The following is a 14,029-nucleotide window of genomic DNA, read 5'->3' on the forward strand; positions in this document are numbered from 1 at the left end:
TGTTATTGATGGATGGGATAGTAAGTAGCTGATCCTGGCTATTTATTACCCCATCCATTTTTGTTTTAAAACAGTAAGCTACTTATTCGCTTTCAGGTCTTCCAGTTCTATCGCCAGGTTCCGCAAGGCTTGTTTCATGAGGTTTACGTGCGATTCCAGCTGATCCAGCATGTTGGCTCTGTTGCGAAGTTCCTCAGCAGAGTACTTGCCACCATCGTCGAAGTACATCTGGAGCTGCTTTTTTTTGCTTGATGTTTTTCTTCGGTCTATCTGTCCGAAGCTCTCCCACTTTTCGATTATTTGCTGCCGAAGTGGAGGCATATCAGGTTCTGCCGGATTATCGTAGGTAAGGTAATACCAAACCGAGGGCGGAAAAATACCTGCCTCATCCTGCCCTTCCCAGATAGTCCGCAATACATTGCGAGGGTGCTGTAGTTCTACTTTTCGCTTGTTGGTCAGGATCAGGATACCCAGTGTGGCCTCGGTTATACCAGCTCCTATACCTATATATTCGGAAGCATTGCCTTTGTTGAGGACCAAACCCGATAAAATGGCGCCGGTTGCTCCCACTACAATAGCCCCCACTGTTAATTTTGTTTCGGAATCGTCTTCCTTATGCCTCAAGTAAGTCGCAATCTGATCGGTTCGTTCCTCCTCGCAGTCTAATTCTGAGGAAATAGCCGAAATCTCCAATGAGGCTATGTCTATGCGGTGATTTATTGTTTCAGTCAGCTCCATAGTAGCGAACCTATTGGCTAACGTTGGATCCAGCTGGTACTGTTTCTTGCTTTTCACAAAGTCGTTCAGCAGGTCGACCAGGCCAATGGCATTCGCCACATTCAGGCTGTTAAAAGAAAACCGCGAAGTGAGGGATGTATCTAACACAAGCTCATGAATAGGCTTGGGTATATCCTGGCTCGATAGCCGATATGCTTTTTGCTGGTTGCAGTTACTCTGTGTAAGGGTACTTTTTAACCGGACTTGATGCCCTCCTGCACAGGATGTTAGCAGCAGCAGGATCAAAATCCGTAACGAAAATCTAAAAATCATAGAGTGGGTACAGCTTTTAATTTAGTAGATACAGCGTTTCCTTTGCAGATTATAAAAACTTAAAGCTACGCATAAAATAATAAAAGAGACATTGTTGCAAGTTGGCAAGCCTTCTGTCATGTTCATACACGGTGCACAAGGCGAAAGCAAAGACACTAGCTTTAGCCATCACAAAACGGCACGAACTATATGTAGTGGCGCCAATGAATTATTCTAATGAAAAGGCGCTTCCGGAGGGTATTTTTAATTTACAAGCGATAGGGTTACTCGGTGCTATCAAACTTTGGCCAAAAGAAAAAAAGCCGCTGCTACTTTGCCAGATAAGTCCGAACAGGAAATCTGATACAGGACACTACCGGATACCTTCTTTCTTTTTTCTCCTTATTTTTCAATTCAAAGTAATATAGCAGCTTACCAGCCTTACAAAAAAGCATGTGTACAGGCCTTTTTTAAGAGGAGTAGCATGGCGATATTTATAACTAACATTAGTTTTAAATAAAAAACTTAAGATAGCAAATTAGCAGAATAGAATGAAAAAGACACTTGCCAAACAATTAGATGCTATAAATGAATATGAGCGGGAGCCAATTCCTAAGAGCAAACTTAAAGGCCTGAAGAGTTTTGTGGGCATGTATGCCGGCGAGCATATTGCCGGCACAGAGTTCGTGATCGGCCCTCTGTTTGTGGTGCACGGGGTGAGCGCCATCGACCTTTTTACCGGACTGCTGGTGGGCAACCTGCTGGCCGTTTTGAGCTGGGCCTTTTTGTGTGCCCCTATTGCTGTGCGGGTACGTCTTACACTGTATTACCAACTCGAGAAAATATGCGGTAAATACCTGGTGTCGTTCTACAATGTGGTAAATGCCCTTATGTTCTGCTTCCTGGCCGGCTCTATGATTGCCGTTGCCGCTACGGCTGTGGGCATACCGTTCAACATTGCCATGCCGGGTCTCGACGACCTGTACCCGAGCAGCATTGGTTGGGTGGTAACGGTGCTTTTTGTTGGCTCAGTTATTACGGCGGTAGCGATTCTGGGCTACGAACAAATATCCAGGTTTGCCAATGTGTGCGCCCCCTGGATGATCCTGATCTTTGTGGCAGCGGCCTTTGCTGTAATGCCGCAACTGGGCATAACTTCGCTCAGCAGCTTCTGGGAAGTAGCGCAGACTAAAATCTGGACAGGTGTGCCAGTAGCTGGTTACACGAAGTTCACGTTCTGGCATGTGATGTTTTTTGCCTGGTTTGCTAACATGGCCATGCACATTGGTATGGGCGACCTTTCTATTCTGCGGTATGCTAAAAAATGGTATCATGGCTTTGCATCTTCTACCGGCATGTTCATCGGGCACGTTATGGCCTGGGTGTCATCGGGCATTCTGTGTGCGGCCGCTGGTGGCGAAGTTCCTCCAGGTCCTATTGCTTATGCTAGTGCAGGTATTGCCGGAGCCGCCTGCGTTATGATTGCCGGCTGGACTACCGCTAACCCTACTATTTACCGTGCTGGTCTGGCGATCCAATCTATTATGCCAAGTGTAAAGCGATGGAAGGTAACAATGATTGTAGGCTTAGTCACTACCATTGCAGCCTTCTTCCCGGCATTGGTCATGCAGTTGCTTGGCTTTGTAGCACTCTATGGGCTGGTACTGATGCCAATGGGAGCCATTATTTTTATCGACTACTGGGTTATACCAAAGTTGGGCATGACGAGCAACTACGCCAGCGTAGCCAACAAGCATTTTAACATAGCTGCTGCCGTTACATGGCTGGGCACACTGGCCATATGTTTATCGCTAAACTTTTTTCAGAATGTCGATATTTTTTTCCTGGGCCTGCCAGGTTGGTTTATAGCGGCTACGCTCTATATTATTATCAGTAAACTTTATCAAAAGAAAAACATGGGGCAACCAGCATCTAAACTATCTGCAACCAGCTTAACAGTTTAGTTTCACATCTAATTATCTAAACCATGCATATCCTTCTTAAACTTATATCTTATATAGGCCTTCTTTTAACCGTAGTGCCCTCTATTCTGGTGTTTCTAGGCCAGATTGAACTTAGCTTTCATAAAACACTCATGTTTGTAGGTATGCTGATGTGGTTTTTAACCGCACCATTCTGGCTAAACAAACAGAGCGAAACAGAGGTCGAAGGCTGAGCTATTCCCCTGCCACTACGGTTGCTAACGTTTATGAAATTTTAGCAATTCGTGGTACAGAATTATCATAGGGCAAGGCTAAGGTGAATTCTACGGAAAAAAGAATTTATCTTAGCCTTGTCTTTTGCCTGTAGCCAACAACTTACAGGGCGATGTAGTGGCAGGCCCTGATTTTGAGGTCCGATGCTTAAGGGATTTTAACCAGTAGCTCAAAACACTGGCAAGAACAGCCACTGGTAACAAATTGAATAACCAGGGTTAAGCACTAGATCGGAATGGTAAGGCAAAAGGCAGCATATTACTTTTTAACCAGTTTTTTTCATGCAAGTTATTTTAGGTCTCCTCTACCACTTTATAGGTGGTGCTGCCTCTGGCAGTTTTTATATTCCTTACAGTAAAGTAAAAAAATGGTCGTGGGAAAGCTACTGGATTGTTGGTGGCATTTTCTCCTGGTTGCTTGTACCACCGCTGGGAGCCTGGTTAACGGCTCCGGGCTTTATGGACATCCTTTCCAATGCCGAGGGCTCTACCCTTTTCTACACCTACTTGATGGGCCTGCTTTGGGGCATTGGCGGCTTAACCTTTGGCTTATCCATGCGCTACCTGGGCATGTCGCTGGGCATGGCGATTGCGCTGGGCTTATGCTCGGCCTTCGGCACCCTGATCCCCCCTATCTTCTATGAAATTTTTGGCAGCCAAGGCAACGAAAAAACGATCACGGAAATATTTAGTACTATCTCGGGCCAAGTAACCTTGTTCGGTGTTTTCCTTTGCCTGGTAGGTATCGCCATTTGCGGTAAGGCGGGTATAATGAAAGAGAAAGAGATGCCTGAGGAGCAAAAAAAGGAAAGCATAAAGGAGTTTAACCTCTCGAAGGGGTTGCTGGTAGCTATCTTCTCCGGTATCTTAAGCGCTTTTATGGCTTTTGGTTACGCCACTGGCAAACCCATAGCAGAAGCCACAGTAGCATCAGGCATCGATCCTTTATGGCAAAACAACCCTGTGCTGGTAGTTATCCTGCTGGGGGGGTTAACGTCTAACTTTATCTGGTGCGTGTACCTCAATTTTAAAAACAAAACCGGCTCCGACTACACCAACCAGCAGACACCGCTACTGCGCAACTACTTTTTCTCAGCGGTTGCCGGCATTACCTGGTACTTACAGTTCTTCTTTTACGGAATGGGCGAAAGCCTCTTTGCAGAATCAGGCGTTGGCTTTACCAGCTGGACCTTGCACATGGCCTTTATCATTATCATCAGCAACTTATGGGGCATTTACCTGAAGGAGTGGAAAGGAGCCAGCAAAAAAACAATGTTTGTAATTATTCTGGGTATCTCTACCGTTATTCTTTCTACGGTAGTAGTAGGTTTCGGCAATTACCTGTCAGAATAAATAGTGGCAAGTACTATCTCATTAATAAATCCGTTATTTACTAGTGAAATTATTTTTAACTAACTTGCCAATCTTTTAACGCTGATGCCTACTTTTTTAAATTAAATAAAGCTAGTGCCACTTTTTTTATGAATCTAAACTAAATTACAGGATAGTACAGGATAGAAAGCAATATAAATTCCAGTATTTTTGAGTAATATATTTATAACATTAAATCATTATTACTTCTTCCTATCAGAATAGGACACAATAGTTTAAATAGAAAACATACCAATTTTTTAAGATGGAAAACTCTGTAGCCACTACAAATTATAAGTACGTAAGTTACCTTTGGGATGAGGAGGTTGCTAAGTCTTTTGGCGATGACCAGGTTGCATTACTGATCTACCGCTCAAACCTACTCGGTGCTGACCTGCGCCTGACGAACTATGCCGGTGGCAACACCAGCTGCAAAACGGTGGAGAAAGATCCGCTGACCGGTAACGACGTGGACGTGATGTGGGTGAAAGGCTCTGGTGGCGACTTGGGTACTTTAAAGAAAAGTGGACTGGCTGGCCTTTACCTGGAGAAGCTGCACAGCCTGAAAAATGTATACCGTGGATTGGAACACGAAGACGAGATGGTAGCGCTGTTTAACCGCTGCATCTACGACCTCGACTCTAAGGCACCGTCTATCGACACGCCGCTGCACGCCTTCCTGCCCTATAAGCACATCGACCACCTGCACCCAGATGCTATTATAGCCATTGCAGCGGCGAAAGACGGAGAGCAAATCACTAAAGAACTTTTCGGTGGCAAGCTGGCATGGGTTCCTTGGCAGAAGCCAGGCTTTGACCTGGGTCTGATTCTGGAGAAAACGGTACAGGAAAACCCTGGTATCACCGGCCTTATTCTGGGTAGTCACGGTTTGTTTACATGGGGCGATACTGCTTACGAAAGCTACATCAACACCCTCGAAACTATTGAGCGTGCTTCTGAATACCTGAACGAAAACTTCGGCAAAAACCGCCCGGTGTTTGGTGGCGCTAAAATAGAATCGTTGCCAAAAGAGGAGCGCCTGGAGAAAGCCAGCGCCCTGATTCCAATCCTGAGAGGCTTTACATCAAGCCAAAACCGCATGATCGGTCACTTTACCGATGATGAGCGTGTGCTGGAGTACATCAACAGCAACGACCTGGACAAACTGGCACCACTTGGAACCAGCTGCCCAGACCACTTCCTGCGCACTAAAATCCGTCCGCTTGTACTAAACCTCGCTCCTGACGCAGATCTTTCTGACGCTGAAGCAGTAAAAGCACAGCTGGCAGAGCAGTTCGAAGCGTATCGTGCCGATTACACCGCTTACTACGAGCGATGCAAGCACGACAACAGCCCGGCTGTTAGAGATACAAACCCGGTTATCATTATCTATCCTGGTGTAGGTATGTTCTCTTTCGCGAAAGACAAGCAAACCACCCGCGTATCCAGTGAATTCTATATCAACGCTATCAACGTAATGAAAGGCGCTGAAGCAATCTCTGAATACCAGGGTTTGCCAGAGCAGGAAGCTTTTAACATTGAGTACTGGTTACTCGAAGAAGCGAAACTGCAGCGTATGCCGAAAGAGAAAGCTTTATCGCGTAAGATTGCGCTGGTAACAGGAGCATCTGGCGGTATTGGCAAAGCCATTGCTGAGAAAATGGCTCAGGAAGGTGCCTGTGTGGTACTGACCGATATGAACGCAGAGGCACTTGAAGAAGCAAAAGCTGAGTTCGAAAGCAAATTCTCTAAAGACATTGTAGCTACAGCTGTAGTAAACGTAACAGATCCGCAAGCCATTGTAGACTCCTTTAAGAAAGCAAACCTGGCTTTCGGTGGTGTAGACATTGTGGTGAACTGCGCTGGTCTTTCTATCTCTAAATCTATTACTGACACCACAGAAGCTGATTACGATATCCTGCAAGACGTGCTGGTAAAAGGACAGTTCCTGGTATCGAAAGAAGCTGTTAAAGTACTGCGCAAGCAAGCTACCGGTGGCGATATCGTAAACATTGCCAGCAAAAACGGCATCGTATCTGGCCCTAACAACGTGGCTTACGGAACTGCTAAAGCAGCTCAAATGCACATGTCGCGCCTGCTAGCTGCCGAGCTTGGCCCGGACAAGATTCGTGTAAACGTAGTAAACCCTGATGCCGTAATTCGTGGCAGCAAAATCTGGGGAAGCGGATGGGCTGCAGGTCGTGCGAAAGCATACGGTATCAGCATCGAGGAACTTCCAGCTTATTACGCAAAACGCACTGTGCTAAACGAAGAGATTCTGGCAGAAGACATTGCAAACGCTGTGTTTGTATTTGTAGGTGGCCTGATGAACAAGAGCACCGGCAACGTGTTGAACGTGGATGGTGGTGTACCAGCAGCTTTCTTAAGATAATCAGTTAAGACGCAAGACATCAGACACAAAACTTAGGACGCTTTAGAAGATCAGTCTTTCATCTTGTGCCCTGATACTTGAGTCCTTTATTTAGTATGAGCGAAAATTTAGCTTTATACCAAAAAGTAAAAGTCTGAGACAGGCGGTTGTGACGGACGTGGATAAAGAGGCCACACCCGCACAACCGCCTGTTTCTTTATACATGCATTATCATTGACTTAATTTAATTAATAATGATACTAGACAAATCACTGATTGAGCAGCATAACCAGGCAAATCAATCGTTGCATAAAAAGAAATTTGAAGGCCTTTCTGCTGTACTCGGCGACGAAGGGCATGATGTAAAAACTATACTGGAGAAAATTTCCGCTTTCCAGATTGCCATCCCGAGCTGGGCACTAGGCACAGGTGGTACGCGTTTCGGCCGATTTGCAGGTGGCGGTGAGCCACGTAGCCTCGAAGAAAAGATTGAAGATGTAGGCTTGCTGCATGCCCTCAACCAATCCAGCAACTCTATCTCGCTGCACATTCCATGGGATATTCCAAAAGACCCTAAAGCCATTACACAACTGGCGGCCTCTTTTGAACTAGGCTTTGATGCCGTTAACTCCAACACCTTCCAGGACCAGGCCGACCAGAAAGAATCTTACAAATTCGGTTCCCTTTCGCACACTGATAAGAGCGTACGCGACCAAGCCATTCAGCACAACATCGAGGTAATTCGCCACGGTATTGAGCTAGGCTCAAAGGCTCTTACTATCTGGCTTTCTGATGGTACCGATTTCCCAGGCCAGCAAAATTTCAGGCGCATGTTCGAACGAACGTTAGATTCGATTCAGCAGATCTACGCCGAGCTGCCTGCCGACTGGAAAGTGCTGGTGGAGTACAAACCATACGAGCCTCACTTCTACTCTACTGTTATCGCCGACTGGGGTACCTCGCTCCTGTTCTGCAACAAGCTGGGCGAAAAAGCAGTTGGCCTCGTTGACTTAGGTCACCACCTGCCAAACACCAACATTGAGCAGATTGTGTCGCGCTTCCTGATGGAAGGCAAGCTGGGCGGGTTCCACTTCAACGACTCAAAATACGGCGACGACGACCTGACGGTAGGCTCTATTAAGCCGTATCAGCTGTTCCTGATCTTTAACGAGCTGGTGGAAGGCATGTCGAGCCCGGAAATTAAAAACCCGGAACTGAGCTGGATGATAGATGCAAGCCACAACATAAAAGATCCATTGGAAGACTTACTGCAGTCTGTGGAGGCAATTAAAATAGCCTATGCACAAGCCCTGATAATAGATCGCCCTGCCCTTGAAAGAGCTCAGGCTGAAAACGACGCTACACTGGCGCAGGAAATTATGCAGAACGCCTACCGTACCGATGTGCGTCCTCTGCTGGCAGAAGCACGCCTGCAGGCTGGTGCTGCCTTAAACCCGGTTGGTTTCTACCGCGAGGGTAAGATCAGGGAGCAATTGGTAAGCCAGCGTGGCGCCAAATCTTTTGCTACCGGTTTATAAGCTGTTTTCTAAAAGCATAACTAACATTATTCTTGTATTTCAACCAGAAGGGGGTGCTGCCCCTGCCTGGTTGAAATTTTATTTTTATAATTTATTAAGCGAATTATGGTGCCTTGTGTTGCAGTATTCGATATAGGTAAAACAAACAAGAAATTTCTGTTGTTTGATCAGAACTACCAGATCATTAAAGACGATGAGATGAGCTTTGAGGAGATAACAGACGATGACGGTGACAGTGGAGAGGATTTAACGGCGCTGGCAAACTGGCTCCGAAATATCTGGCAAGCCTTGGAAGCCGACACTAACTTTGATGTAAAGGCGGTGAACTTTACCACCTACGGTGCCAGCCTGGTGCACCTCAACAGCTACGGCGAGCCGATAACGCCGCTTTACAATTACCTAAAGCCGTTCCCCGAAGAGCTGGAAAAGCAGTTTTACAATGCCTACGGCGATAAGTTATTGGTAGCGGCCCAAACCTCTTCTCCGGCACTGGGCATGCTGAACTCAGGTCTGCAGCTCTACTGGCTCAAATATGGTAAGCCAGATGTATTCAGGGAGATTGCCCATACCATACACCTGCCGCAGTACATCTCTTACCTGTTTACCGGCCAAATGGTAACAGACTATACCAGTCTTGGCTGCCACACAGCTCTTTGGAGCTTCGAGAAAAAAATGTACCACGATTGGGTGAAGGCAGAAGGACTGGACCAACTGTTTCCTCCGCTTCGATCGCATGACCAGCCATTCGAAATAAAATTCAGAGACAAAACGATAAAAGCAGGTCTCGGGCTGCACGACAGCTCTTCTGCTCTTATTCCGTACCTGAAGCAGTACCAGGAGCCTTTTCTGCTACTTTCTACCGGCACCTGGGGCATTACCTTAAATCCTTTTTCAGAAAAACCGCTTACTGTTTCTGACCTGAAACAAGATTGCCTACAGTATCTTACTTACACCGGCAAACCAGTTAAAGCATCGCGCAAGTTTATTGGCAATGCCCACGAGGAGCAGGTAAAGCTATTGGCAGCGCATTACCAGAAACCGGCCGACTACTTTAAACAAGTGGCCTTTGACGAAAGCCTTATACAAAGCTTCGGAAAAACAGAAGCCGCACAAACAGCTAAAGAGGTACTGGTAAAAGATAAAATTGCCACCGCCGTAAAAATTGACCTGGACCTGGCGCTCTACGACACCTACGAAAAAGCTTACCACCAATTGGTTGTAGAGCTCGTGGAGCAACAAATAAACTCTATTTTATTAGCTGCGGAAGGAGACACTACCAAATTCAGCATTTTACTTGTAGATGGCGGCTTTAGCAAAAATCCTATTTTTATGGAATTGCTGCACAGGACATTTCCTCACTTGCGCTTAAAAGCAGGAAAATCGGCACAGGGCACTGCCCTGGGAGCTTGCCTGGTAATGGATGCATTTTAACCACCATAAAGCTCCGGAAGGGCATTTTCATTAGAATAATTGCCTTCCATGGCGCATACAAAACTGTTATAAAAGAAGAAAGGAAGCCCTTTGCAGGTGCTTCCTTTCTTCTTTTATAACAGTTTAATTTACAGGCTTCTCAACCAGCTCACTACCTCGTCGCGGGTCTTACCTGTTTTTTGTTGCAGGCGACCATACAGTTCATCATCTTTGCCCTCTTCATATCGAAGATCATCGTCGCTCAGATCGCCATAGGCTTGCTTAACTTTGCCTTTTATTTCATTCCATTTGCCTTTTAATTCTAAATTATCCATTATTCTAGTGGTTTATGTTGAACTTGATACTATTAAAACGCATCCTATTCAACTAAGTTAGTTTATAAAGGCTATGGCCATTTCACCGAACATTTCTCTCCTTTTCCACCGTGCTGCAAACGAAGATTATAAGCCTATGAATGCACCTAACAACCACGCTTCATTATTCTGAATTAGTTCTGAGGCAGTAAAAAAGATCGACTACTGGCTCCTCTTTATCGCAGAATTATTCTATTTTGTCAGACTAAAAAAATTGTGACAGCAAGATCCTTCGGCAATGGCTACAGCTGCTGTGATCTAAGTGATGGTTTACATACTCTCCTTTGCTCCTGCCCCACTCGAGGCCGTTCTTGATAAGGCCCACTTCCTCCGATTGTTTAGTATGAAGTTGTGCACCTGGCAGCGCTGCTGCGGCCAAATAGAATCTGTCTATAGCAATCAAATTATTCTAATGAAAGTAGCCTTTCAGAAGCAAAAAAGAGATGCTAGATATAAGGCTAACCAATATTGCTGCAGTTTCAATAAGTAATTTAACACGAAGACCGCTAGTGCTCCTCTCATTTATTTGTAAGCAACGTTACAAATAAACGAGAGGAGCCGGAGGACGCGGAAAGCAGGCACGAGCGAGGACACTCACGTCATGATCCTAATTTGAAGAAGTACTAGCGATGCAGCAGGCTTACATACCACTTGCGCAACAGGCTCAGATTTACTTTATGCTTATTGAGAAAGTACATCAGTTTATAGACCTTCGATAAACCCGCCACCTGCTGCAGCATCTCCAAAAATTGCCTGGCTTCGGTATAATTAGCGGTTAAGTAAGCATGCCGCGCCTCGTATTCCAGCCGCTTAGCCAATGCCGCACGTTCTTCAAGTGTTCTGACCAGCTGCATAGCTTTTTCACAAACCCGAACCGTAGAACCAAGCAACCTGCTACCTGCTGTGTACCAACTCTTCGATAAAGAGCTGTCGTGCACACGGCGCTTGGTAGTTACCTTATCAAGGAAAAAGTATTTATAGTTGCGAGAAGATCTTACCCAAAAATCGAAGTCCTCGTAGGCCAGGGTTTCGTCGTAGCCTTGCAGCTCTTCCAGCACCTGCCGCCGCACAAACATAGTGGGCGGACAAATAAAATAGCGCTGCAAAATATCCTGAAACACATCGCCAGAGGGTGCAAAGGAAGTAACTTTTCCGCTTTTGTCGCGCTTACAGTGGTAGCCTATAAACCCGGAGTTGTCATTTATGTAGGCGGCATCGGAATACAAAACACCATACGTAGGATCAAGCTTCGAGAAGGCTGCCACCTGCTCCGTGACCCTATTGGGTAGCAGCACATCGTCGGTGGCAAAGTCTATGATATACTCTCCTTTGGAGGCACGCCAAGCCATGTTAAAGGCAGCACAATTGCCTCTGTTGCGGCCAGTATTTATATAGGCAAGCTGCGGAAAGCGTTGGCAATAATCATTTATGATCGCTGGACTGCTGTCGGTACTGCAATCGTCTACTACCAGCAGTTCCAGGTTCGGGTATGTCTGGGCCAGCACGGAGTCGAGGGCCTCAGCTAAAAATCGCTCGTGGTTATAGCAAAGGCAGACAATGGTTACCAGTGGCAGCTTGTTCATAAGCGAATATACTTATTATAATAAACCATACTAAAAACCAGCACAGCCGCATACCGGATGGCATGGGCCATGGTTACACCTTCCAGGCCAAAAGGCTCCACCAGAAAATAGACAAGAGCCATGTAAAATAGTGCCGTAATGATTTGCCAGCTGATATAGAGCCGCACATGCGCCCGCACCACCATCAGGTTTGTAAGCACAATGCTCCACATCTTAAAAAAATCGCCTATTAATTGATAATCGAACAGATACTCGGCCACCACAAAATCCTGGTTAAAGAGCAGCAGCAGCACCCATTCGCGGAGCAGGTACACCAGCAGTAGCGCGACCAGCAAACCGGGCAACACCAGGTAAAACGTGGAACGCACATATTTTTGCAGCCCGTTCTGGTCCGCTACCAAAGCAGCCATGCGCGGGTAGTACAGCATACCGATAACAGATGTATACACGAGGCTGTAATTCTCTGATACCCGCACCACGGCCTGCCACAGGCCTGTATCGTATAGTTCGAAGCGGGAAATGACATAATCGCGCACAAAAAAGTTGGTAAGTTTCAGGCACACGACAGCACTCAGGGCCATTACCACATACTTTCCGATGTTGAGATAAACAGTTTTGGGTACTTTTATGCGCCTAAAAGTATGAATAAGCCTCTTGAAGTAAAGTACCGGCAGCATCAGGAAAAAGGTAGTTCCTTGTGCCCCTAGCAGCAGCGGCAGCAAGTTAGCCACAGAAAGTTTGCCACCCAGCGCATAAACAACTGCCAACCCGGCCAGACTTACGGTGCTGGTACCGACAACATGCCACTTGAGCACCCGCTTCGAGAGCAGCATGGCCTGCAGAAACAGGTTGTATGTCAGCAGCAGGCTGCCGGTGGCAAAACCCGCAATCCACCACCAGGTTATCAGCCCTGCTTCTTCCAGAAAAATACCAAGGTAATATTCTGAGAAAGAAAAGATAAGCGCCAGGGCTACCAGCCAGCAAAGCAGGTTCAGCCAGATGCCAGCCCAGAAATACTGCCTGTATTGTTGCGAGGCAGGATCTTCATTAGCCAGAAATTTAATAGTTCCTATGTTGATGCCGCCATCTGGCACGGTGGTAACAATAGAAACAAGGTTCTGGAAATGGGCATACAAGGTAATGCCGTTAGGCCCGTAGTGCAGCGCAATAAGTTTGTTGATGCCCAGACTCCCGATAGTTCGAATAAAAATGGAGCAGAAAGACCAGAAAGAAGACTTCAGGTAACGGAGCATGGGGTACAGCAGGTTCAGGCTGCAAAGTACAAAATTACCTGTGGAAGAAATTGCGCCTTAGGAAAAGTTTATCTAAATCGTAAGGAGAACTTTAAAGGTGTGTATCTTAACTCATAGCATTCACGAAAATCAGCTCCATTCATAGTGCAGATAAACCTTATTTGGGTTAATTGGTAGTTAGGTGCAATTCATAATATGGGAGAACAAATAATAAATAATATTCTAGAGTTAGTAAAAGTTGAAAAGTCTCCTCAAGAAATAGCTCTCAGTTTAGGTAGCATTGCGGACTAGAAAGAATTTAGCGATGGTGTAAACCAAAGTAGGTTTGTAATAGATTCAAAGCTTGGACTTAAACAAACGCTTGTCGCAGTTAATAATTCTGGTTTTCTCGATTGGATAAGCTTAGATGGAAAAGACCTCAAATTGCCTTTTAAATATCTCGAAAACTTAGCTCTGCAAATTCGAAAACATTACAATACCTATGATAGCGTTTCAGATGTTCAGTTTGTCTTTTACCCGATGAAAGACCCTACCTTAAATGGCGTTTTTACATGGGTAGATGAATCAACAGTAAATAGAAAAAAGAAGGAGGATTTATTTTTAGACAATGTTATTCTTCATTTTTCAAAAGATAAAGGTCCTATGCCTTCCAGGGAGTGGGTTTATATGGTGGATGTTCCAGAAGATATACTAAAACAGAATAATATACATATAAGAGAAATGCTACATCAGGGAAGAACTGTAATAGAAGATGAATCTCTATATAATAAAGCTTATTCTGAAAATATAGTAGTAGGAACAAAACAGAGCGGCCGGCTCTTTATTCTAGTATGCAAACTACTAATGATAAAGAACCAAACCGCTCCGAATATTTACCCTTAACGA

The 14,029-nt window shown here is 45.5% G+C and carries 11 protein-coding genes; 7 read left to right on the top strand and 4 right to left on the bottom strand.

Features of this window, described 5'->3' with window-relative positions:
- Nucleotides 1-78: 78 nt before the first annotated feature.
- On the bottom strand, nt 79-1,050 hold the full coding sequence (locus tag ACMA1I_RS17480) for a hypothetical protein (RefSeq protein WP_337069714.1): 972 nt from the start codon (nt 1,048-1,050) through the stop codon (nt 79-81).
- Between the two features lie 530 nt (nt 1,051-1,580).
- Between ACMA1I_RS17480 and ACMA1I_RS17485 the strand changes: the two genes are divergently transcribed.
- The 6 genes from ACMA1I_RS17485 (at nt 1,581) to ACMA1I_RS17510 (ending at nt 9,955) form a co-directional block, all read left to right on the top strand.
- Nucleotides 1,581-2,993 carry a hypothetical protein gene (locus ACMA1I_RS17485; protein ID WP_337069715.1) on the top strand — a complete coding sequence of 471 codons (1,413 nt, stop codon included), beginning with the start codon at nt 1,581-1,583 and terminating at the stop codon, nt 2,991-2,993.
- Nucleotides 2,994-3,016: 23 nt separating this feature from the next.
- Complete coding sequence (locus ACMA1I_RS17490; protein WP_337069716.1) at nt 3,017-3,205, top strand: hypothetical protein; 189 nt, start codon at nt 3,017-3,019, stop codon at nt 3,203-3,205.
- 321 nt (nt 3,206-3,526) lie between these two features.
- Nucleotides 3,527-4,597 carry an L-rhamnose/proton symporter RhaT gene (rhaT, locus tag ACMA1I_RS17495; protein WP_337069717.1) on the top strand — a complete coding sequence of 357 codons (1,071 nt, stop codon included), beginning with the start codon at nt 3,527-3,529 and terminating at the stop codon, nt 4,595-4,597.
- A 283-nt stretch (nt 4,598-4,880) separates the two neighbouring features.
- On the top strand, nt 4,881-7,007 hold the full coding sequence (locus ACMA1I_RS17500) for a bifunctional aldolase/short-chain dehydrogenase (protein ID WP_337069718.1): 2,127 nt from the start codon (nt 4,881-4,883) through the stop codon (nt 7,005-7,007).
- Between the two features lie 233 nt (nt 7,008-7,240).
- Nucleotides 7,241-8,524, top strand: coding sequence for a sugar isomerase (locus tag ACMA1I_RS17505; protein ID WP_337069719.1), 1,284 nt, complete (start codon nt 7,241-7,243; stop codon nt 8,522-8,524).
- Between the two features lie 105 nt (nt 8,525-8,629).
- A complete protein-coding gene (locus ACMA1I_RS17510; protein WP_337069720.1) occupies nt 8,630-9,955 on the top strand; it encodes an FGGY-family carbohydrate kinase in 1,326 nt (441 codons plus the stop codon).
- A gap of 128 nt (nt 9,956-10,083) precedes the next feature.
- Here ACMA1I_RS17510 and ACMA1I_RS17515 read toward each other — a convergent pair whose 3' ends face one another.
- The 3 genes from ACMA1I_RS17515 to ACMA1I_RS17525 all read right to left on the bottom strand — a co-directional run bounded on the left by ACMA1I_RS17515 (nt 10,084) and on the right by ACMA1I_RS17525 (nt 13,144).
- Nucleotides 10,084-10,269, bottom strand: coding sequence for a CsbD family protein (locus ACMA1I_RS17515; RefSeq protein WP_337069721.1), 186 nt, complete (start codon nt 10,267-10,269; stop codon nt 10,084-10,086).
- A gap of 662 nt (nt 10,270-10,931) precedes the next feature.
- Nucleotides 10,932-11,891 (bottom strand): glycosyltransferase, encoded by a 960-nt coding sequence (locus tag ACMA1I_RS17520; RefSeq protein WP_337069722.1) that lies wholly within the window; start codon nt 11,889-11,891, stop codon nt 10,932-10,934.
- Nucleotides 11,888-13,144 carry a hypothetical protein gene (locus ACMA1I_RS17525; RefSeq protein WP_337069723.1) on the bottom strand — a complete coding sequence of 419 codons (1,257 nt, stop codon included), beginning with the start codon at nt 13,142-13,144 and terminating at the stop codon, nt 11,888-11,890. Before ACMA1I_RS17525 ends, ACMA1I_RS17520 begins: the two co-directional genes overlap by 4 nt.
- Nucleotides 13,145-13,663: 519 nt before the next feature.
- Here ACMA1I_RS17525 and ACMA1I_RS17530 point away from each other — a divergent pair.
- A complete protein-coding gene (locus ACMA1I_RS17530; RefSeq protein WP_337069724.1) occupies nt 13,664-14,026 on the top strand; it encodes a hypothetical protein in 363 nt (120 codons plus the stop codon).
- Nucleotides 14,027-14,029 lie beyond the last annotated feature (3 nt).

The organism is Pontibacter sp. 13R65, assembly GCF_047525655.1.
In the GTDB taxonomy this organism is placed as follows: domain Bacteria; phylum Bacteroidota; class Bacteroidia; order Cytophagales; family Hymenobacteraceae; genus Pontibacter.

What these genes read in the sequence shown, in the direction of transcription:
- ACMA1I_RS17480 (WP_337069714.1), bottom strand. Translation starts at nt 1,050, where the DNA reads ATGATTTTTAGATTTTCGTTACGGATTTTGATCCTGCTGCTGCTAACA.
- ACMA1I_RS17485 (WP_337069715.1), top strand. Translation starts at nt 1,581, where the DNA reads ATGAAAAAGACACTTGCCAAACAATTAGATGCTATAAATGAATATGAG.
- ACMA1I_RS17490 (WP_337069716.1), top strand. Translation starts at nt 3,017, where the DNA reads ATGCATATCCTTCTTAAACTTATATCTTATATAGGCCTTCTTTTAACC.
- rhaT (WP_337069717.1), top strand. Translation starts at nt 3,527, where the DNA reads ATGCAAGTTATTTTAGGTCTCCTCTACCACTTTATAGGTGGTGCTGCC.
- ACMA1I_RS17500 (WP_337069718.1), top strand. Translation starts at nt 4,881, where the DNA reads ATGGAAAACTCTGTAGCCACTACAAATTATAAGTACGTAAGTTACCTT.
- ACMA1I_RS17505 (WP_337069719.1), top strand. Translation starts at nt 7,241, where the DNA reads ATGATACTAGACAAATCACTGATTGAGCAGCATAACCAGGCAAATCAA.
- ACMA1I_RS17510 (WP_337069720.1), top strand. Translation starts at nt 8,630, where the DNA reads ATGGTGCCTTGTGTTGCAGTATTCGATATAGGTAAAACAAACAAGAAA.
- ACMA1I_RS17515 (WP_337069721.1), bottom strand. Translation starts at nt 10,269, where the DNA reads ATGGATAATTTAGAATTAAAAGGCAAATGGAATGAAATAAAAGGCAAA.
- ACMA1I_RS17520 (WP_337069722.1), bottom strand. Translation starts at nt 11,891, where the DNA reads ATGAACAAGCTGCCACTGGTAACCATTGTCTGCCTTTGCTATAACCAC.
- ACMA1I_RS17525 (WP_337069723.1), bottom strand. Translation starts at nt 13,144, where the DNA reads ATGCTCCGTTACCTGAAGTCTTCTTTCTGGTCTTTCTGCTCCATTTTT.
- ACMA1I_RS17530 (WP_337069724.1), top strand. Translation starts at nt 13,664, where the DNA reads ATGAAAGACCCTACCTTAAATGGCGTTTTTACATGGGTAGATGAATCA.